Annotated in this window: 15 protein-coding genes and 1 pseudogene; 8 read left to right on the top strand and 8 right to left on the bottom strand. The window is 44.9% G+C overall.

Going from position 1 to position 20,941, the window contains the following annotated elements:
* Positions 1–94 precede the first annotated feature (94 nt).
* Both I6E49_RS14540 and I6E49_RS01070 read right to left on the bottom strand, forming a co-directional pair.
* Positions 95–3,967, bottom strand: a complete 3,873-nt coding sequence (locus I6E49_RS14540; RefSeq protein WP_235399994.1) for an FG-GAP repeat domain-containing protein — start codon at positions 3,965–3,967, stop codon at positions 95–97.
* A 9-nt stretch (positions 3,968–3,976) separates the two neighbouring features.
* A complete protein-coding gene (locus tag I6E49_RS01070; protein ID WP_235399993.1) occupies positions 3,977–4,363 on the bottom strand; it encodes a hypothetical protein in 387 nt (128 codons plus the stop codon).
* A 622-nt stretch (positions 4,364–4,985) separates the two neighbouring features.
* Between I6E49_RS01070 and I6E49_RS14720 the strand changes: the two are divergent.
* A pseudogene (locus I6E49_RS14720) lies at positions 4,986–5,808 on the top strand (ISL3 family transposase).
* A 238-nt stretch (positions 5,809–6,046) separates the two neighbouring features.
* Here I6E49_RS14720 and I6E49_RS01060 read toward each other — a convergent pair.
* The 3 genes from I6E49_RS01060 to rpsA form a co-directional block, all read right to left on the bottom strand.
* Positions 6,047–6,991, bottom strand: coding sequence for a ribose-phosphate pyrophosphokinase (locus I6E49_RS01060; RefSeq protein WP_235394674.1), 945 nt, complete (start codon positions 6,989–6,991; stop codon positions 6,047–6,049).
* A gap of 85 nt (positions 6,992–7,076) precedes the next feature.
* A complete protein-coding gene (locus tag I6E49_RS01055) occupies positions 7,077–7,685 on the bottom strand; it encodes a thiamine phosphate synthase (protein ID WP_235399992.1) in 609 nt (202 codons plus the stop codon).
* A 242-nt stretch (positions 7,686–7,927) separates the two neighbouring features.
* The gene (gene rpsA, locus I6E49_RS01050) at positions 7,928–9,697 is read right to left on the bottom strand and encodes a 30S ribosomal protein S1 (protein ID WP_235399991.1); all 1,770 of its coding nucleotides are present in this window, start codon (positions 9,695–9,697) and stop codon (positions 7,928–7,930) included.
* Positions 9,698–9,956: 259 nt separating this feature from the next.
* Here rpsA and ftsY point away from each other — a divergent pair, with 259 nt between their 5' ends.
* The 7 genes from ftsY to I6E49_RS01015 all read left to right on the top strand — a co-directional run bounded on the left by ftsY (position 9,957) and on the right by I6E49_RS01015 (position 18,194).
* Positions 9,957–10,913 (top strand): signal recognition particle-docking protein FtsY, encoded by a 957-nt coding sequence (ftsY, locus tag I6E49_RS01045; protein WP_235399990.1) that lies wholly within the window; start codon positions 9,957–9,959, stop codon positions 10,911–10,913.
* Between the two features lie 14 nt (positions 10,914–10,927).
* Positions 10,928–12,229 carry a 30S ribosomal protein S12 methylthiotransferase RimO gene (gene rimO / locus I6E49_RS01040; RefSeq protein WP_235399989.1) on the top strand — a complete coding sequence of 434 codons (1,302 nt, stop codon included), beginning with the start codon at positions 10,928–10,930 and terminating at the stop codon, positions 12,227–12,229.
* Between the two features lie 27 nt (positions 12,230–12,256).
* Positions 12,257–13,762: an HU family DNA-binding protein gene (locus I6E49_RS14530; protein ID WP_369681597.1), complete on the top strand. Its 1,506-nt coding sequence runs from the start codon at positions 12,257–12,259 to the stop codon at positions 13,760–13,762.
* Between the two features lie 204 nt (positions 13,763–13,966).
* Complete coding sequence (serC, locus tag I6E49_RS01030; RefSeq protein WP_235399988.1) at positions 13,967–15,034, top strand: 3-phosphoserine/phosphohydroxythreonine transaminase; 1,068 nt, start codon at positions 13,967–13,969, stop codon at positions 15,032–15,034.
* Positions 15,035–15,078: 44 nt separating this feature from the next.
* Complete coding sequence (locus I6E49_RS01025) at positions 15,079–15,996, top strand: NAD(P)-dependent oxidoreductase (RefSeq protein WP_235399987.1); 918 nt, start codon at positions 15,079–15,081, stop codon at positions 15,994–15,996.
* Between the two features lie 162 nt (positions 15,997–16,158).
* On the top strand, positions 16,159–17,406 hold the full coding sequence (locus I6E49_RS01020; RefSeq protein WP_235399986.1) for a DUF1015 domain-containing protein: 1,248 nt from the start codon (positions 16,159–16,161) through the stop codon (positions 17,404–17,406).
* 188 nt (positions 17,407–17,594) lie between these two features.
* The gene (locus tag I6E49_RS01015) at positions 17,595–18,194 is read left to right on the top strand and encodes an IMPACT family protein (protein ID WP_235399985.1); all 600 of its coding nucleotides are present in this window, start codon (positions 17,595–17,597) and stop codon (positions 18,192–18,194) included.
* Positions 18,195–18,442: 248 nt separating this feature from the next.
* Here the strand turns inward: I6E49_RS01015 and I6E49_RS01010 are convergent, their stop codons facing one another.
* From I6E49_RS01010 to I6E49_RS01000, 3 genes are read right to left on the bottom strand one after another with little or no spacing between them, the layout of a single operon-like run.
* On the bottom strand, positions 18,443–18,580 hold the full coding sequence (locus tag I6E49_RS01010; RefSeq protein WP_235399984.1) for an ABC transporter permease: 138 nt from the start codon (positions 18,578–18,580) through the stop codon (positions 18,443–18,445).
* Between the two features lie 6 nt (positions 18,581–18,586).
* On the bottom strand, positions 18,587–20,035 hold the full coding sequence (locus I6E49_RS01005) for a DUF4270 domain-containing protein (protein ID WP_235399983.1): 1,449 nt from the start codon (positions 20,033–20,035) through the stop codon (positions 18,587–18,589).
* A 40-nt stretch (positions 20,036–20,075) separates the two neighbouring features.
* Complete coding sequence (locus tag I6E49_RS01000) at positions 20,076–20,873, bottom strand: glycogen/starch synthase (RefSeq protein ID WP_235399982.1); 798 nt, start codon at positions 20,871–20,873, stop codon at positions 20,076–20,078.
* Positions 20,874–20,941 lie beyond the last annotated feature (68 nt).

Here is a 20,941-nt window from a genome sequence, read left to right as displayed (position 1 = left end):
TTAGAATATTTTAACGAGGTAATATTTGTCAATTCTATAAATGTCACGCGCCCTTATGCCAAATGGAATAAGGATGCGTGACATGTTACACAATCTATCTTACAACAACTTTCTTCACCAAACTGTCTATCTTGACGATATAAATACCCGCAGGTAAATAAACCTTGCGTTCGCCATCTACTACAGATCTATGAACTACGGCGCCATTAGCAGTTGTTGTCATAATCAATCCGGTAGCATTCTTTACAAAGATATTGCCATACCCCGAAATTATTCTTGCTGCAGACACATCATCCGTTACTGTTGAAACTTCCGTTGCCTTAGGCACGGTAAAGGTACGCTTAGCCACCACCTCAGAGCCGTCTATAGCCTTGGCCTGGACAACTACAGAACCAGCCTTGTTGCCCATCTTGGCTGTAAAGACTCCATTCTTGTCGATGGTTGCAAATTCAGTCCCTTCCACAACACTCCATTCCACATTAGCAATAGTAGCCAATACAGGAGTTACCCATGCCTTCAGATGTATAGTAGTCTGAGTCTCCGAAATAGTTGCATCGGTTTCCTCTGTCTGAATTTCAATATTCGTAACTAGTTTGACAGCATAAGCTTCCTTACTGCATATCACATTTGACATGATATTTTCTTGCTTAGCCACAGCGCGCTTTGCTCTGCTGTTCATGACTTCACTCTTCAGCTTCATTCCGATAGCATAGTAAGTGGCATCATCTGACGTACGACGATATACAAAGCTACGAGAATAACCTGACAATATCTCTACAACTTGCATGTTTTCAGGGGTAGCACCTGCGAATATCACATACTGTGCTATGTCAGCTCCCTCATAGGGAGTCCAATGTAGGTTGATATCATTGCCCATACCCTTATCCACCATCAGATGAACAGAAGAGTGCACACGACTTGGAGCACTTTCCACTCCATAGACAGTTGGTAATGTTATCATATAATGATAGCTCTTCACTTCGGCACGGCTATCGCTATCCACATATTTGCCAGCTCCCAGTTCTACTTCTCCTATGAGTTCGTAGCTATCGGCAACGTTGGTCTCACGGTATATATTGACCTTACCGGTGAAGATACTGGCGTCAGGCAATGTCTGGCCTGCATTCCATTCCAATACATTATGTCCATTAGCCACTACCACCTGAGCCAACTGGGGTTGCCAACCAGCGCCTACGACCTCTACATCATAATTCTTCTTAACAGCAGAACTCCACACTTCATCACTATAACTGAGTTTCAATGAGCAATAAGCTACATCTTCGTGTATTGAAACAATGGCTTGGTTGTTGTTCGCATCATATGACACCTCTGCATTATCTGCAGACACCGATACCTTGGCGTCTTCATTACCGAAACATTTTGGCATATCTACCACAATAGTCTGTCCAGCCAGCACCTTGCCAGGCACATTCACCTCCAACGACGGCTGCTCATAAATCATGATATAAACTGTGCTCTGTACCTGTGAACTAGCTGCACTCACAGCCTGAACGGTCTTCAGACCCGGTGTGTTCCAAACAATAGTACCATCATTTCTCACCTCACCATCATCTGTTGTCTTGCCAGCCTCGAATCTGCTGATTGGCACAGGCAAGGTTGTTGCCTGACGATAATATGTCCTGATTCCAGTTCTTGCCATCTTGGCATTGTCATCGTTAGCATTCAGCGGCGACCAAATGTAGCTGCCGTCGCCAGTCTCTCCCTTTTTCCTGATACTTATATTGTACAGCAGCTGAGCATTCGTGCTCTCCTTGTCTGTTGCGCCACTCCATGAGATGACAAACTCGCCGTTCTTCTGATTGGCATATACGGTAGTTGGGGCAGTAGGCGGAGTGTTGATACACTTTTGTTTAATTAAATTTATTTCTCCATATACACGATCTGGCACACCGTCATTGTCTACATCTACAAAATCTACAAAATCACTTTTCCCCGAAATATATTTTTGGGGTTGTAAATTCTCGAAAGTCACAGGACTGCCATTATTACTTATCGTGAACTCCATCCTGTTACTGCTCTGATAATCATGTTTGCCATCCAAGTCAAAGTCGATGTAGACGGGACGCAACTGACCTAAAGCTTGCTCTTCGAAAGTACGATTACCCATGTTTTTGAGAATCTTATCAGACATAACATAATCCATATAACCATCTCCGTCTACGTCATATATATTAGCGTTCCAATCGCTTATACTTGTAGCCAGCTCTACAATATCGAATTTGCCATTGTCTTTGTTGAAAGCCACAGCATAGCAATTCTTGTTATTCTTTTTATTGGTCAGACTTGCCAATGCGTCTATACGTACATCTCTGTCATAATCGGCAAAAGACCCGGAAATAAATCCACCCAAAGTGTAGTCGCCAAAATCCAATGGTTTGGAAGTAAATGTGCCGTCACCATTATTATAATAAACTTTATATTTGGACGCATCTGAATCATACGAATAATAATCCAGCAGGCCGTCATTGTTCAGGTCAACATAATAATAAGGATAGCGCACGTAATATTCTTTACCGTCATAGGTATAAGCATCCGTAGACATCTCGAAGTCGCCATCACCTAGATTTATTACAGTCTGTGTTTTATACGTATTAAAAGGTGAACACAAGACATCAGGCAAGCCGTCCATATTTGCATCAAAAGCTGCTAATACGTCATTGCTTACTCCATCTGAAAGTCTGAAGACAGGCAGCTTCTCAAACTTACCATCATTATAGCCATATTTAGCCTCTTTATTATAAACATACAGACCTTTATAAGTCATATCAAGCAATCTCCCCTCTTGGAAATAGTCAAAGAAAGCACCACACATGAAAGACGGGGCTACATTCTCTATTCTTATAGGCAAAACTTCGACATCTAAGGCATATGTCAATCCGTCGGAACATAGGCCTTCAATCTGCTTCCTGCCGAATGTATCAAACATTATGCCCTGTCTGCCGTCATCAGAAGTGACGATTGTACCATCAGGTTTTCCTCTCAGAGTAAAATTCTGCCCATTAAGACTTGACATAAACACAGTATCACATGTGCTGACAGTCTTCTTGTCGATAACGAATGTTGCCAACTGAGAAATATCGTTCAGCTGTGCATAATCGCTCCATTCTCCCTTCATGCCACATGCGTCTATGGCACGAACACGGGCAGACACACTATTCTTACCCCAAACACCAGCAGCGGCAAGTCCAAACAAACTCTTGGTGTCAGTACGATACAGGTACTCGCCATCCGAAGATATTTCAAATTCATAGCTCAAGTCGCCCGTTGCATTTTCGGCATCACTACCAGCCTCCCATTCTGCTCGCAACATACCTATAGATTTGTCCAACACCAAGCCTGGCACTTTCATCTTCTTAGGAGCAGTATTTACCTTATCAACGGCAAAGCGGAAAATACCACTCTTTTCTGCTCCTCCATCACTCCTAGGTATAAATGCCGGGAATTCCATCTTACCATCGCCGTCTATATCGCGTGGTGGCAAATCCAATGCATAAGGTGTGTCTTGATTTACAGAGTATGGAGTCACCTTAAAGCCAGAATCCCAGTTCCATATCGTGACAAGTCCCCCTATTAATGTGCCATAACTTGGATTCTCCTTATTATAAATGAAATCGCCAACAGTAAATAAACTTGGCAAACCATTATTATTGATGAAGTAAGGAGCACTCCATTCATATTCTCCTGTAAACGACTTGACGTTACGCTTGAACGTACCATTGCCATGATTCTTGAAGAATGCGATAAAGCTATTCTCTTTGCCAGGTATCGTAACCAGAATGTCAAGCAAACCATCACCATTGCAATCCAACACATGGATACCGTCAACGGCATGATTGCTCAACAATGATTTCTCCTGAAAGTCTGTACCCGTATTCAATTTAAGCTTCAGTTCTCCATTGCTGTATACTATCAAGTCGGACAGTCCGTCGCCATTGACATCAGCCACTTTCACCCTTCAAGAGAAAGCGGCAGAATAATATTTCCCATTACCTAAAGAAATGAGCGAGTTGCCGTTTTCGTCAATAAAATCGGGATATCCGTCAAGATTCAGGTCGACAACTGTCATCGGGTCTTTGCTGTAATAGCCGCTATTAGGGCTTGCAAAGGCAGTCATTCCATTGGTTCGTATAGTAAAAGCTCCGTTGCCAGCCATAGCATACTGTGCCGATTTCAGCTCCTCCGGATCAGTAACAACGGGCATAGGCTGAGTAGTGAACGTACCGTCTCTTTTCTGGATTTTGAAGTAAGGCCGATACGTACCGTCACTATTATCCCAATACAGCAAGTCCTCCAATCCGTCAAGATTCACATCTGCCCATGTTGCACCTGTGGTATTCTTCATACCAAACTCATGGTAGACATAACTACCTTTTCGAGGAATGAGTACCATTCACTTTATTGATGAATAATCTACTCCATAATAGGCAAAACCAGAATAAGGCTCACCATTCAGCTTCTGCAACTTCAAATATCTATTATTCCTGATATTATCGGCACAAATACCATTATCTTTAATGGCATTCAAATCCAATATAAGGCTGCCATCAATAGAAAGCCATTGCATCTTATCTTTATTATAATTCCAAAAGTATTCCAACTTGCCGTCATTGTTCACGTCATCATAGAAAGCAGGCACCCTCTGCCCTCCCTTCTTAAATACCTCCTCGAATGTTTATGCGCTTAACGGTATTGCAGGCAATAACAGTAAGCCCAATAGTAAAAAATGTTTGAAATTTTTCATATCATTAAGTTTTAAGTGTTCATTAGGCGTAAAAAAAACATTACATATCGCAAATATATAACAAAAAAAACAAGAAAAAGACTTATGTACTATCAGATTCTTATAAAAATCGTCATATTTTTACGCAATGATACCTCCTTTTACGCAATGATACTTTTGAATTTACGCAATAACATTTTGTGGTTCTTCCGTTAAATGCATAGATAGAAAAAATATTTCTATTATGAAAAATAAAGCTTTTGACATATCCTTGCAAGAATGTTTGGATATGCGTTGCGAAAGTAATAAAATAGTTTTGAATGTCCAAACTCCATCAGACAAACTTTGCTGTCCGGAGTGTGGAAGCCATAATGTAGTCCGTGATGGTTTAACGGTCAGACGCTTTATGAGCGTACCGTTAGGTTGTTCAAAGACTTTTGTCGAGATGAAGATTTAATGTGTCAAATGTTCTGATTGTGGCTGCATAAAGAACGAGGATGTAGATCTCGCAAAAGGGAAGCGCAGACATACGGAGTTCCTGCAAAAGGAGTATGGCAGCCCGGACCTTTCTAAACTCAGATACATATCCATAGACCAGTTGCGCCGCCAGTTGTGACATGCAGAGAAAGACGTGAACAAGCATAAGATAATCAAGGGCACGTGCTGGATATTGCTGAGAAACGGCAACGACATCTTTGATGCCAAATACAAGACAAGACTTTACAATGTGCTGAACTTGAATGAACCGTTGATAATTGCATATTACCTGAAAGAAGACTTGAGGGAAATATGCAACCAAATCAACAAGGCTGATGCAGAATTGGTGCTTAACGAATTGGTACTGCATGCCATTGATTCAAAAATACAGCCATTGGTCAAAATGGCTTCTACCTTGCACGCCTACAAGCCATATATACTTGCATGGTATGACTACCTGATATCATGGCCCTACTGAAGGTATAAACAACAAGATTAAAGTGCTGAAAAGACAAATGTATGGATTCAGAAATGATGAGTTCTTCACGTTAAAGCTATACGCTCTACACGACAAGCGTCTACGCATTTAATCCAAATCGGTCATTAGAGATTTTTTTCGTACAAAAGGTCAGATTATAGTAGAACGTATCATTGCAATAGCATCTGTATGCTAACACAATAGACTTTTCCCGTCCTATTCCAAGACAAAATGAAAGCGAAATTTTCTAATGACCGATTTGGGTTTAACGGAAGAACCACAAAAAGGGAAAGCTGTGAAGCCTTCCCTTTTTTGTGGTGAGTATGTTATTGCAATAAAACTTATGCAAATTATACGAGATACTGTGAGCTGATGCTTTCGTTGCTGATGACACGGCGGATTGTCTCAGCGAACATGTCAGCTACTGATAGCTGCTTAACCTTTGCGCAACGGTTAGAGTAGGGGATAGAGTCTGTGAAGACAATTTCCTCAAGAGCTGAGTTCTGTACACGCTCAGAAGCAGGACCTGACATTACGCAGTGAGATGCGCATGCACGAACGCTCAGTGCTCCGGCAGCCTTCATGACGTCGGCAGCCTTGGTGATAGTACCAGCTGTGTCAACCATGTCGTCAACGATAACAACGTGCTTGCCCTTAACGTCGCCGATAATCTGGATGCTCTCAACTACATTGGCACGTGCACGTGTCTTGTTGCAGAGTACGAGCGGACAGCCGAGATACTTGGCGTATGTGCTGGCACGCTTTGAACCGCCTACGTCAGGCGAAGCGATAACCAGATCCTCTGTGCTGATGTTGAGGCTCTGCAGGTAGGGCAGGATAACGCCAGAAGCATACAGGTGGTCAACAGGAACATCGAAGAATCCCTGAATCTGGTCGGCGTGGAGGTCCATAGTGATAAGGCGGTCGATGCCGGCAGCTGAAAGCAGGTCGGCAACGAGCTTGGCGCCAATGCTTACACGTGGCTTGTCCTTGCGGTCCTGACGTGCCCATCCGAAGTAAGGAATTACGGCGATGATGTTGCGTGCTGATGCACGTTTGGCTGCGTCGATCATAAGAAGAAGCTCCATCAGATTGTCTGAATTGGGGAATGTGCTCTGTACGAGGAACACGTCACGTCCACGTATAGACTCTTCGTATGATACGGCAAACTCGCCGTCAGAGAACTTTGTTACAACCAAGTTTCCTAACGGACACCCCAAACTTTGACAGATTTTCTCTGCAAGGTATCTCGTGTTAGTACCAGAGAATACCAAAAAAGAGTTTTGCTCACTCATTTCCTAATTTGTTTTATGTTATATTATAGTTTTCTGTAATCTCTATTTTGCTGTCTTTTTGGCTAATTTCTACTGACGTTTCTTTTTAGCCTACAAGCTTTCTGAGTTTCTCAAAGTGCGCTATCAGCTCCTTGTAATCTCTTTGGTGATGTATGTTGAACCTGTTCCACAAGTCGCCACATATTACTATTCCACCAAATCCCAGGTCGCGCGCAAATTGAATGTTGTCGATGTTCATTCCGCCTAATGCGTAAACTTTCTTGTCTATCAGTCCGCAGTCGGCAGCCTTTGTCAGACTGTTCATATCGAGGTCGGAGAGTACCGATTTATTCGACTGGCTGTTGAGTATGTTGCCAAGAAAAACATACGACGAGCTTTTCTTTGTCTCTTTGAGGTCTTCAATTCGCTTGCATGTGCGGCTTATTCGTCCCTTGTATCCTATTGGCTCCTGAATGGAAGCATCGTCAAGGTGAATGCCTGCAAGGTTGTATTCGTCTTTCAGATAGAAGTGCTCATGAACGGTAATCTTGTTGTATGTTGTGCTCGGAAGCAACGATAGTAGACGTTCTGAATAGATTGGCGACGAGCCTGGCTTATAAAGATGCAAATTATCCAACCCGGCTTCGAACAGGGCCGCAAGAATTTTGTCTTCTTCCACAAAGAATGTGGATTGAGTCATTATTGCTAACTTCATAGTCCGTATTTCTTAATTTAAATGCAAATGTAGGCAATTTTCTTTAAACAGGCAATTTTATGAATGACAAAATGTAACGGAATTGAAATTTGCAGTGTGTAGAGTATAAAATAATGGATGCAAATATATGGTATACGAAAAAAGGTCGCAAACAAGCGGGCTTGTACCTACTTATTTGCGACCTTATTATTTATTGATAGATTTGAATAGTCAAATCTTCAGATGCAAGTTCTCTGCTATGATTACTCGCCCTTCTCCATCTTGGCCTTCAATGCTGCGAGAGCGTCGAGGTCGCCGAGAGTTGTAGAAGCAGCTACGTTGTTGATAGCAGGAGCAACCTCCTTCTTAGCGGTGTGCTTGCGAACCGGCTTTGCCTCTTCCTTGCCTGCCTCGAATGTGCGGCTGTGTGAGAGGATAATGCGCTTTGTCTCCTTAACGAACTCGATTACCTTGAACTCGAGCTCCTCACCAAGCTGTGCCTGTGTGCCATCCTCCTTAACGAGGTGCTTAGGAGTAGCGAAGCCTTCACCACCCTCGTTGAGAGTGATAACAGCGCCCTTGTCCATCATCTCAGTAATCTTGCCAGTGTGTACTGAACCCGGAGTGTATAGAGACTCGTATGTGTCCCAAGGATTCTCCTCAAGCTGCTTGTGGCCGAGGCTGAGACGACGGTTCTCCTTGTCGATTTCGAGAACAACAACGTCGATGCTTGTGCCTACCTGTGTGAACTCTGAAGGATGCTTTACCTTCTTTGTCCAAGAGAGGTCAGAGATGTGGATGAGTCCGTCAACACCCTCTTCGAGCTCTACGAAGATACCGAAGTTAGTGAAGTTGCGAACCTTAGCTGTGTGCTTGCTGCCTACAGGATACTTAACCTCGATAGCCTCCCATGGATCTTCCTTAAGCTGCTTGATGCCGAGAGACATCTTGCGCTCTGCACGGTCGAGTGTGAGGATAACTGCCTCTACCTCGTCGCCTACGTGGAGGAACTCCTGAGCTGAACGGAGGTGTTGGCTCCAGCTCATCTCTGATACGTGGATAAGACCCTCAACGCCAGGAGCAATCTCTACGAATGCGCCGTAGTCAGCGATAACAACTACCTTACCCTTAACGTGGTCGCCTACCTTGAGGTTCTCGTCGAGAGCATCCCATGGGTGCGGAGTGAGCTGCTTCAGACCGAGGGCGATACGCTTCTTCTCGTCATCGAAGTCGAGGATAACAACGTTGATCTTCTGGTCGAGAGCAACAACCTCGTGAGGATCGCTTACGCGGCCCCAAGAGAGGTCTGTGATGTGGATGAGTCCGTCAACACCGCCGAGGTCAACGAATACACCGTAAGAAGTGATGTTCTTAACAGTACCTTCGAGAATCTGACCCTTCTCGAGCTTACTGATGATCTCCTTCTTCTGTGCTTCCAACTCAGCCTCGATGAGGGCCTTGTGAGAAACAACTACGTTGCGGAACTCCTGGTTGATCTTAACAACCTTGAACTCCATTGTCTTGCCTACGAATACGTCGTAGTCGCGTATTGGGTGAACGTCGATCTGGCTGCCCGGAAGGAATGCCTCGATGCCGAATACGTCAACGATCATACCACCCTTAGTGCGGCACTTGATGTAGCCCTGGATAACTTCCTCGTTCTCAAGAGCTGCGTTAACAAGCTCCCAGCTCTTGCTCAGGCGAGCCTTCTTGTGTGAGAGAACGAGCTGACCCTTGCGGTCCTCCTGGTTCTCTACGTAAACCTCAACCTTGTCGCCTACCTTGAGGTCTGGGTTGTAACGGAACTCAGATGCAGGGATGATACCATCGCTCTTGTAGCCGATGTTTACGATAACCTCTTTCTTGTCTACAGAGATTACTTCGCCTTCAACTACCTGATGTTCTGACACCTTGTTGAGGGTTTCGTCGTAAGCCTTCTCAAGATCCTGCTTGCTTACCTCTGAGCTGCCACCGTTCTCAAACTCGTCCCAGTTGAAGTCTGCCAACGGCTGTACGTTCTTTAAATCTGACATAAAAAATTAAATGTTAAAAATGTAATTAATAAAGTTAGACTTTATGTGAATTAAAAATCAGGGTGCAAAGTTAGACATATTTTCTTAAAATACAGATGCTTGTGAGTGATTTTGATGTATGGTTAATAATAATTAACGTTTTTGACCTTAGAAAATGGCTTCTGTTTTGGGTGTTGTAGTGTATAGTACCTTAATTAGTAATCGAAATGCTTTGTTTTCTGCTTATTTTAAACTAACTTTGCAGAAAATATAACGTTATATGGGAATTTTTGGATTTTTTAATAAGAACAGAAAGGAAGTCCTCGACAACGGACTCGAAAAGACAAAGCACAGCGTTTTTGACAAGATACAACGTGCTGTGATGGGTAAGTCGACGGTTGACGACGAGGTGCTCGACAATCTTGAGGAGGCTTTGATTACATCAGATATTGGTGTGGAGACTACTCTGAAGATAATCAAGCGTATTGAGGAACGTGTGGCTCGTGACAAGTATGTGTCGACATCAGAGCTTAACCGAATTATGCGCGACGAGATTGCTTCGCTATTGACAGAGAATCATACTGGCGACAATGACGATTGGGATTTGCCTACCGAGCACAAGCCATACGTGATTTTGGTTGTTGGAGTGAATGGCGTTGGCAAGACTACGACTATTGGCAAGCTTGCCTATCAGTTCAAGAAGGCAGGTAAGAAGGTTTATCTCGGTGCTGCTGATACTTTCAGAGCTGCCGCTGTCGAGCAGATTTGTATCTGGGGTGAGCGTGTTGGTGTGCCGGTAGTAAAGCAGCAGATGGGCTCTGACCCGGCTTCGGTGGCTTTCGATACTTTGTCTTCGGCTAAGGCTAATGGTGCCGATGTCGTAATTATCGACACAGCTGGACGTCTGCACAACAAGGTGGGACTGATGAATGAGCTGAAGAAGATAAAGGATGTGATGAAGAAGGTGTTGCCCCAGGCTCCTGATGAAGTGCTCTTGGTGCTTGATGGCAGTACAGGACAGAATGCTTTCGAACAGGCCAGGCAGTTCTCGCAGGTGACACAGATTACTTCGCTCGCAATTACTAAACTCGATGGTACAGCTAAGGGTGGAGTAGTGATAGGCATCAGCGATCAGTTGAAGGTGCCTGTAAAGTATATCGGACTTGGCGAATCGATGGAGGCGTTGCAGTTGTTCAATAAGCGCCAGTTTGTCGACTCGTTGTTCAAACAGGATTAAGATAAAAGAATTAGATGAAGAAAGGACAGATAGATATCATAACGATGGGATGCTCCAAGAATCTCGTCGACAGCGAGACGCTTATGGCTAAGTTTGAAAAGGCTGGCTATAAGTGTACGCATGATGCAAAACGTATAGAGGGAGAGATAGTGGTTGTCAATACCTGCGGATTTATTGAAGATGCAAAGCAGGAGAGTATTGACACTATTCTCGAACTTGTACAGGCCAAGGAAGAGGGGCGCATAGGCAAGTTGTTTGTCATGGGTTGTCTTTCGCAACGATACAAGGAAGACCTTGAGAAGGAAATTCCTGAGGTAGACAAGTATTACGGCAAGTTCAATTACAAGCAGTTGCTCGTGGATTTGGGCGAACCGGAAACGCCAGTTACTGAGTCAGCCGAACGTCATATTACAACACCTCGTCATTATGCCTACATCAAGATAAGCGAGGGTTGCGACCGACATTGTGCTTATTGTGCCATACCTATCATAACAGGCAGACACGTCAGCCGTCCAAAGGAAGAAATCCTTGCGGAAGTGCGCGAACTTGTAGAGCGAGGTGTTAAGGAATTTCAGATTATCGCACAGGAACTGACATATTATGGTGTCGACATTGATGGCAAGCGCCATATTGCTGATTTGATAGCCGATATTGCCGATATAAAGGGTGTGAAGTGGGTACGCCTGCATTACGCCTATCCCAACCAGTTCCCGCTCGAATTGCTCGACGTTATACGCGAGAAGCCGAATGTCTGCAAGTATCTCGACATCGCCTTACAGCATATTTCGGATAATGTATTGACACGCATGCACCGCAACGTTTCCAAAAAGGAGACAATGGAGCTGATTGAGAAGATTCGTGAAGGTGTGCCAGGCATCCATCTGCGTACTACACTTATGGTAGGTTTCCCAGGCGAGACCGAGGAAGACTTCCGCGAACTTGTCGACTTTGTCAAGTGGGCACGTTTTGAACGTATGGGAGCTTTCGCCTATTCGGCTGAGGACGGTACGTATAGTGCAGAGCATTATGAGGACGACGTGCCTCAGGAGGAAAAGCAACGCCGACTCGATAAGCTTATGGCTGTGCAGCAACGGATTAGTGCTGAGGTGGAGGCGCTTAAGGTGGGCACTGTGCTGAAGACTATTGTCGACCGCAAGGAAGGTGACTATTATATCGGACGTACTGAGTTCTGCTCGCCTGAAGTTGACCCTGAGGTATTGATAAAGGCTGACCACCGTCTGCGTGTGGGAAGCTTCTATAATGTACATATTACTGATAGTGACGACTTCGACCTGTATGGTGAAGTGGTCGACTGACTGACGTTAAGCTAACCGAATGTCTATATGAACAACAAGGAATATATAGCCGAACTGTCCCGACATACGGGATTCTCGCAAGATGACACACAGCGTATGGGGCGTTGTGTGGTGGAATGTATGTCGCAGAAGTTTGATGAAGGCGTAGGAATCTCGATAGCCAATTTTGGAATTTTCGAGATCAAGAAGCGTATGGAGCGTATCGTTGTCAATCCGTCAAATGGGCAGCGTATGCTTGTGCCGCCAAAGATTGTTGTGGCTTTCAAGGCTGAGACTTCGGTTAGAAAATCAGTCAATGTGCCTAAAGGCTCTGTAGATATTAGCGACTTTGGAAAGGTTCTGGCCGAACGTTACGGCTTGAACGATAACGATGCTTTCAGTTTTGTGCATTTTATGTTTGCAACTGTTAGCGAAGAGCTTCTGGTACATCCCGATGCCACGGTTAAGATAAAGGGACTTGGATCGTTCAAGGCGGGTAGGGGCAAGTATGTCTTCTCGCCAGAGGTGATGCTGCGCGACCGTATCAACCGCCCTTTCCTACAGTTTGAGACGGTTGTGCTGAATGATGGGGTGGACTTCTCAGAGATGGATGAAGATAACTTTGTGAATTCAGAAGACAATGAAGAGGAGGTTCCATTAGCTGAAACTGAAACAGAAATAGAAGTGCCGGAAACTGAAGTGCGCGAAACGGCAGAGGAAGAATCGCCTATAAATACAGAAGAAACCTCAGTAAATACAGAAAAAGAGTCAGTAGATATAAAGGAAGAGCCAGCTGCTGTATTGGTTGACAATGAAAATATAGAAGAACAGCCTGCTGGCGGTCAGACGACTGCTGATATACATTGCGGTTGTGATAAGGCAGAGGCTCAAACTTGTGTTCAAACGTCAGAAGAACAGTCTGAACGTGAACGATGCCGTAAGATGGCAGAACTGCTGATGGCGAAGAATGACATACATAAGGAAGAAGAGCCAAAGGTGGTTTGCAGGCAAAAGAATCCCAAACTGACGTATTGGCTCTCTGCCTTGTCGTTTTTGCTATTGCTTTGTATAGGAGCAGGGTTGTATGCGCTTTATGTAAGGATAGAGGCGAGAAATCAAGCCATAGAAAAACTTGAGAAGCAAATAGAAGAAAGAAAACAGGCATTGTCAAAGCAAGTAGTTGCTAAGAATAGAGTTCAACCTGTTGAAAAGGTTGGAAATAGGGAATCGATAGTCAGTAAAGATTTTGTGGCTGAAGCAAAGCCTGTTGCTGAGGTTAAGTCAGTCGTAGAGTCAAAGCCACAGGTGCAGACCAGTATAACAGATTATAACTATGACGCACGTGTGAGAACCGGTGCTTATGTTATAGTCGGTATAGACCAAGTGGTGACTGTCCAAAAAGGACAGACCCTTGCGTCTATCAGTAAGGCTTTCTTGGGCGACGGCATGGAGTGCTATGTCGAAGTACTGAACAAATGTACAGAGGTGAAACCTGGTGAAAAATTGAAAATCCCTAAGCTTAAACTTAAGAAAAGAATCGGAAAAAATAACTGATTGTATGCAATAATTCACTTTCCTTATATTATTAATAAGGTGTAGATTGTTGCCATGTTGCTTTTTGTCAACAAAAGATGGTACGGACATGCTGTTTTTGCCCTACCGAAATAAATAAGTTGGTTTTATTTGTTCTTCTCGAAAATAAATTGTAACTTCGCTATCGAAAGAACATTTAAATATTAACTTAATAACAAACAGCACATGAAGAAGTACAACTTTAATGCTGGTCCTTCAATACTCCCGCGTGAAGTGATTGAGAATACAGCAAAGCAGATTTTAGATTTTAACGGCTCAGGACTCTCTTTGGCAGAGATCAGCCATAGAGCCAAGGACTTCCAGCCCGTAGTAGACGAAGCTGTAGCCCTTATCAAGGAGCTTTTAGGAGTTCCCGAGGGATATTCAGTATTGTTTCTTGGTGGAGGTGCCTCGCTTGAATTCTGTATGGTTCCTTTCAACTTCCTTATCAAGAAGGCTGGTTATGTGAACACCGGTACTTGGGCAAAGAAAGCTATGAAGGAAGCAAAATTGTTCGGAGATGTTGTTGAAGTAGCTTCATCAGCCGAAGCCGGCTACACATACTATCCGAAGGACTACGAATGCCCTGCTGATTTGGATTATTTGCACATCACTACTAACAACACAATTTACGGTACAGAAATCCGTAAGGATCCCGATGTCCCAGTAAGACTCATTGGTGATATGTCGTCTGATATTTTTAGCCGCCCAATTGACGTGGCTAAGTACGACTGTATCTATGCCGGTGCTCAGAAGAACCTCGCTATGGCAGGTGTTACACTTGTTATCGTGAAGGACGAAGTGCTGGGCAAGGCTCCTCGTCAGATTCCTACAATGCTCGACTACCGCACACACGTAGAGAAAGGCTCTATGTTCAATACACCTCCAGTAGTACCTATCTATTGCGCTCTTGAGACATTGCGTTGGATTAAGAAGAACGGTGGAGTAGAGGAGATGGACCGTCGCGCTAAGGAGCGTGCAGAGATGCTGTATGCTGAAATCGACCGCAACAAGTTGTTCCGTGGTACAGTAGAGCCAGAGTCTCGCTCACTCATGAACATCTGCTTCGTTATGAACGATGAGTATAAGGATCTTGAGAAGCCGTTCCTCGACTATGCGGTAGCTCGTGGTATGGTGGGCATCAAGGGTCACCGCTCAGTAGGCGGATTCCGCGCAAGCTGCTACAATGCCCTTCCGCTTGAGTGTGTAGAGGCTCTTGTTAAGTGCATGCAGGATTTTGAGACAGAGCACTAATTATAGTGTTTTTCTTATCGTATAATTATTAAAAATCGTTTACTATGAAAATATTGGTAGCAACCGAAAAGCCGTTTGCAGCTGCAGCCGTGAATGGTATAAAGGCAGAAATTGAAGGAGCTGGCAACGAGCTTGTTCTTCTTGAGAAATATACCGACAAGCAGCAGCTTCTCGACGCTGTAGCCGATGCCGACGCAATGATTATCCGTTCGGACAAGGTTACTCCCGAGGTGCTCGACGCTGCTAAGCAGCTCAAGATTGTAGTTCGTGCAGGTGCTGGCTACGACAATGTAGACTGTGCTTATGCCAAGGAGAAGGGAGTAGTCGTTGAGAATACACCTGGACAGAACTCGAATGCTGTTGCCGAACTTGTATTCGGTTTGCTGGTTTATGCAGTTCGTAATTTCTATAATGGCAAGTCTGGCTATGAACTTCTGGGCAAGAAGCTTGGTATCCTCGCATTCGGCAATGTAGGTCGCAATGTGGCTCGCATCGCAAAGGGCTTCGGTATGGAAGTTTCTGCTTACGACGCTTTCTGTCCGAAGGAAGCTATTGAGGCTGCTGGTGTTACTGCAGTTGATTCGCAGGACGCTCTCTTCGAGAATTGTGATGTGGTTTCGCTCCATATTCCCGCTACTCCTCAGACCAAGCAGAGCATCAATGCCGCTCTTGTCGGTAAGATGAAAAAGAATGCTATCCTCGTTAACACAGCACGCAAGGAAGTAATCAATGAGCCTGAGCTGCTCAAACTTATGGAAGAGCGCACCGATATCAAGTACGTTACCGATATTATGCCTGATGCAGATTCTGAATTCCGCAAATTTGAAGGTCGCTACTTCTCTACACCTAAGAAGATGGGTGCACAGACAGCTGAGGCCAACATCAATGCAGGTATTGCTGCAGCCAAGCAGATTAATGCTTTCTTCAACGAGGGATGCACTAAGTATCAAGTAAACAAGTAAATAAAAAAGACAAAAGCCCAGCCCCTAGCCCCTCCCTATTTAGGGAGAGAGTAGAATATTTATGAAATCATGATTGTTCTCTGGGGGTGGGTTTTTACTGATTCCTTTTTTTAATAAATTCTTTTTAACCGATTCCTTAAAATCTAAAACGATTAAAAAATTATGGCTACAATAAAACCCTTTAAAGGACTGCGCCCCCCACACGATTTGGTGGAGCGTGTAGAATCACGCCCCTACGATGTCCTCAACTCGGAAGAAGCCCGTGCCGAAGCAGGCGACAACGAGATGAGTCTTTATCATATCATCAAGCCTGAAATTGACTTCGAGCCAGGTGCAAGCGAGTACGACCCTCGTGTCTACAAGCAGGCTGCCGACAACTTCCGTAAATTCCAGGAGAAAGGTTGGCTTGTACAGGACGACAAGGAGCAGTATTACATCTACGCCCAGACAATGAATGGCAAGACACAGTACGGCCTCGTTGTAGGAGCCTTCGTCAATGACTATATGAATGGTGTAATCAAGAAGCACGAGCTTACTCGTCGCGACAAAGAGGAAGACCGCATGAAGCATGTGCGCGTATGCGATGCCAATATCGAGCCGGTATTCTTTGCTTATCCCGATAACAGCGTGCTCGACGAACTCATCAACCGCTATGCCGCTACAGCACCTGTTTATGATTTCATAGCACCTATTGACGGCTTCCGCCATCAGTTTTGGACAATTTCCGACGATAAGGACATTGCCACCATTACAGAGGAATTCCGTAAGATGCCCGCCCTCTATATAGCCGACGGCCATCATCGTAGTGCAGCGGCAGCCCTTGTAGGAGCCGAGAAGGCTAAGCAGAATCCGCAGCACGTTGGCAATGAAGAGTACAACTACTTCATGGCAGTATGCTTCCAGGCTTCGCAGCTTACAATCCTCGACTACAACCGTGTAGTAAAGGATTTGAACGGAATGTCGTCGGAGGAGTTCTTGAAGGCATTGGAGGCTGACTTCATCGTTAAGTGTGAAGGTGCTGACGAATACAAGCCACAGCATCTGCACGAGTTCTCGCTCTATCTTGATGGCAAGTGGTACAGTCTTGAGGCCAAGGAGGGAACATACGACGGTACCGACCCAATCGGAGTGCTCGATGTTGACATCTCAAGCCGACTGATTCTCGACAAGTTGCTTGCTATAACCGATTTGCGTTCTGACAAACGCATCGATTTTGTCGGTGGTCTTCGCGGACTCGGCGAATTGAAGCGTCGTGTGGATAGTGGCGAAATGCGTGTGGCTTTGGCTCTCTATCCCGTCACAATGCAGCAGATTATGGACATAGCCGACAGTGGCAAGATTATGCCTCCTAAGGCTACATGGTTTGAGCCGAAACTTCGCTCAGGTCTTGTTATCCACAAACTTGGTTAAGTTATTAGTTATTAGTTTTTAATTAATACCTTACAGTAGGAGGTTATGGTGTCCACGCCTTAGCCTCCTATTTTTGTTATTTATTGGCTTTCATTTGTTGCGAGATTATTAATTAATAACTGATAATTAATAATTTATAATTTATTTGCACTATCTTTGCATATTATTTACTGAACGAACACAAGCAAATGGAGCTGATAGACGAATATTTGACAATAACAGACAGCCCTGCAGAGGGCTTTTACAGTGAGAAACGAAGCAAGTTTCTCGCTTTTGCCTTTCATGTCACCACAGAAGAGGAAGTGAAAAATATTGTTGCCGAACATCGCAAGAAGTATTACGATGCCCGCCATGTTTGTTGGGCATATACTCTCGGAGCCGACCATTCGCAATTTCGTGCCAATGACGATGGCGAACCGAGTAGCACTGCCGGCAAACCGATACTCGGACAGATTACCAAAAACGACCTTACAGATATCCTCATCATCGTTGTGAGATATTATGGAGGAGTGAATCTTGGCACTAGTGGACTCATAGTAGCCTATCGCACAGCAGCTGCTGAAGCTATAGCCGCAGCCGAGATCGTGAAGCTCTACAAGGAAGAGGAGGTAGTCTACGACTTTCCTTATATAATGATGAACGATGTGATGAAGATAATCAAGGAGATGTCGCCTCGCATTGTAGGTCAGACTTACGACAACACCTGTGAGATACGATTGTCAATAAGGGCGTCGGAGGCTCCGGTATTGAAAGAGAAATTAGAGAAACTGTCGTTCAAGGACGACTGAACCGAAAATCCATAAAAAGCCCATAGAAGCTTATATAACTAAATCCAATAAACAATATATATTCACTATATGCGTGGCAGGTTCGTTGTCTTTACAGGCCCTTTACTATAAAGACAAGTATGAGTTGTTGTTGCCAACACATGGTGAGCTGAATGTGAGCCATGATAAACGGTGATGGTATGTCAAAAATATAAAACAACAATGGACAATCACGATTTTTTGTTTTAATCGTAATTGTCCATTGTGGTTCAGTCATTGTTGAACCGTTGGCGTGACTTTCTTAGTATTTCCGCCACGCTTACGGTTTTCTTTGTAGTGCTTTTCTGCCATTGCTGCTTACGCTCCTCATAGTCGCGTCGCTGGCGTTCTAAAAAGTTGTCAGCCATAGCTATTTACTTGAACTTGCTGTAGATGACGCTTATGGTTATCTTGCTGTCCTTGGTGTCGTTATTTCCACGTACCAGACGAGTGCTTGTCATCGACATGTCGTTGTTTACGCTTATCAGTTCCGTTGCACCGCTCGAGGTGTCGTAGCTAACGCTGACGGGTATCAGTACCACCTTGTTCCAATCGGTGTCTGTGCGGTCTGCCTTGTCGTAGAGGTTCTTTATCAGACTTCCGATATTGTTGAAGGTGTATGTATTGGTAGAGCTGTTGAACGTTGCAAGGTACGATGTCTTGTAGTCGGCTGTGCGGTTGTTCTCGAAGAATGCCTTCACATCGCTTTTGGGCAGCATGAGCAGAGTCTTTGGTGCGTCCAGCGTATACTTGCTGTCCTGAATGTTATTGATACGATGCAGCACAACCTTAGCCGAGTTGATAGTGTCGTTCTTGTGGCTGTACACCTTTCCGCCAACGGTATATTCCTTCTCTACAATCTGTGTCACAGGCAGGGTGAGTTCTGTATAGATGCCTGCGGGTGACTTGATGTAAGTGCAAGAGTTGTCGGCTACGAGCTGGCTGATAACGTTCTGGTCGTTCTGGATTCTTGTAGTCTGCAGCACCTCCTCGGTTCCTGGGAACGAAGCCATAGCAGCATATATGGTGTCCTTCTTGGTTCCGTCAGTCATAGTGTAAGTGGTCTTGTGGCGGAAGTAGACGTTGAGCTGGCTCAGACGGATGTATGCCATTGAGCCTATGCCGCTTGTAGTCTTGAAGTAGAATCCCGGAACCAGATTGTGTATGAAGGCATAAGCGTTCTTGAAGTATTCAGGATGCTCATAGTATGCGTTCATAATCTTTGTGCCGTATTCTCTGCTCAGCGGAATGCGTATGCCCGGCATATAGTCGCTGTTGTTGCGTGTGCTCTCGTCGACATTGAGGTCGGTGAGAGTGTACATCTTGCTGACCTTCATCGACTGTGGTGTGACATATTCGCCCTCAGGATTGAAATCGGAGTAGTACTTGCCGGTTTCGGGTACAGGCTTGGTCAGTTCGTAAGCCGACATCTTCATTGTGGCTAATGAGTCGCCAAAGAAGTTGGTGTAGTACAGACGAATGTCGCACGAGTCGGCTATGATACGCTTGTTGCTGTCCAGACTCTTTATGCTGTCCTTCACGGGGAAAGTGAAGTCCTCGGGAGTGTAGAACTGGGTCATAAAGCTGCTTGTGAGGTAGGCTCCCGTCTCAGGGTCGCGCACCTTGCCGAGACATCCTGTAGAGCTGTTTGACAATACGGCACCCATTTCAGCCGAATTAGAGATTATCCCGAAAGTGTCGGTAGTGATTTCCAGCTTGTCGGCATTGCCGATGAGCGACGATCCAAGCTCGCTTGTATTGTCGTCGCACGATGCCAAAGCTATAGAGGCAAGTGCGATACCTGCCAGTAGTTTTATTTTCATCTTACAAAAATATAATGTTAGATAAAGTTCCCCTTTTTATTTAGAGGCTCTCATAGAACGCTTTATAGGCATCGTTGGCTCCCTCGCCAGAGTAGGGGAGAACCTCTATGCCCTTGCTTTTGGCATACTCTATAAGTTCGGGGTAGGTATCAGCCTCGGCTTCCACCACGGCGTCGCTATGGTCGATGGCGAGCTTGCACATTTCGATGAAGTCGAAGTCGTCCTTATAGTCCGACAGGCTTTCCTCGGTGATGTCCTTGAATTCAAGGCAGCGCTTGAAGTTGTCGCCAATCTTCTTGGTGAGTCCCTGGCTGAATATGGATGTAACGATCTTAGTGCCTGCAAATGTAGGCTCGTCCTTGTATGCAGTCTTGATGAATAGCGGAACGATATATCCCATCCATCCCTGGCAGTGGATTACCTCGGGCGACCAACGCAGTTTCTTTACAGTCTCAAGAACGCCTCTTGCAAAGAATATGGCACGCTCGCCATTGTCTTCGTATTCCTCGCCGTTCTCGTCGGTAGCCATCTTGCGCTTCATGAAGTAGTCGTCGTTGTCGATGAAGTACACCTGAAGGCGTGTCTGCGGAATAGAGGCAACCTTGATGATGAGCGGGTGGTCGGTGTCGTCTATAACGAGGTTCATGCCCGACAGACGTATTACCTCATGCAGTTGTCCTCTACGCTCGTTGATATTGCCCCACTTCGGCATGAATGTACGTATTTCAAAACCTTCTTCTTGCATTTTGCTTGGAAGGTCTCTACCCATTACAGAAAGTGTAGTTTCTGGAACGTACGGGGATATCTCCTGATTGATGAATAAGATTTTCTTTGCCATGCTTGATTCTTTTTTATTGTCGCGCCATATTACTATGATTTGTTTGTGTGCGCGTAAAACAGGTGCAA

Source organism: Leyella stercorea (assembly GCF_021531655.1).
Note: the sequence above shows the minus strand (reverse complement) of the source record. Positions and strands in the feature narration are given on the sequence as shown.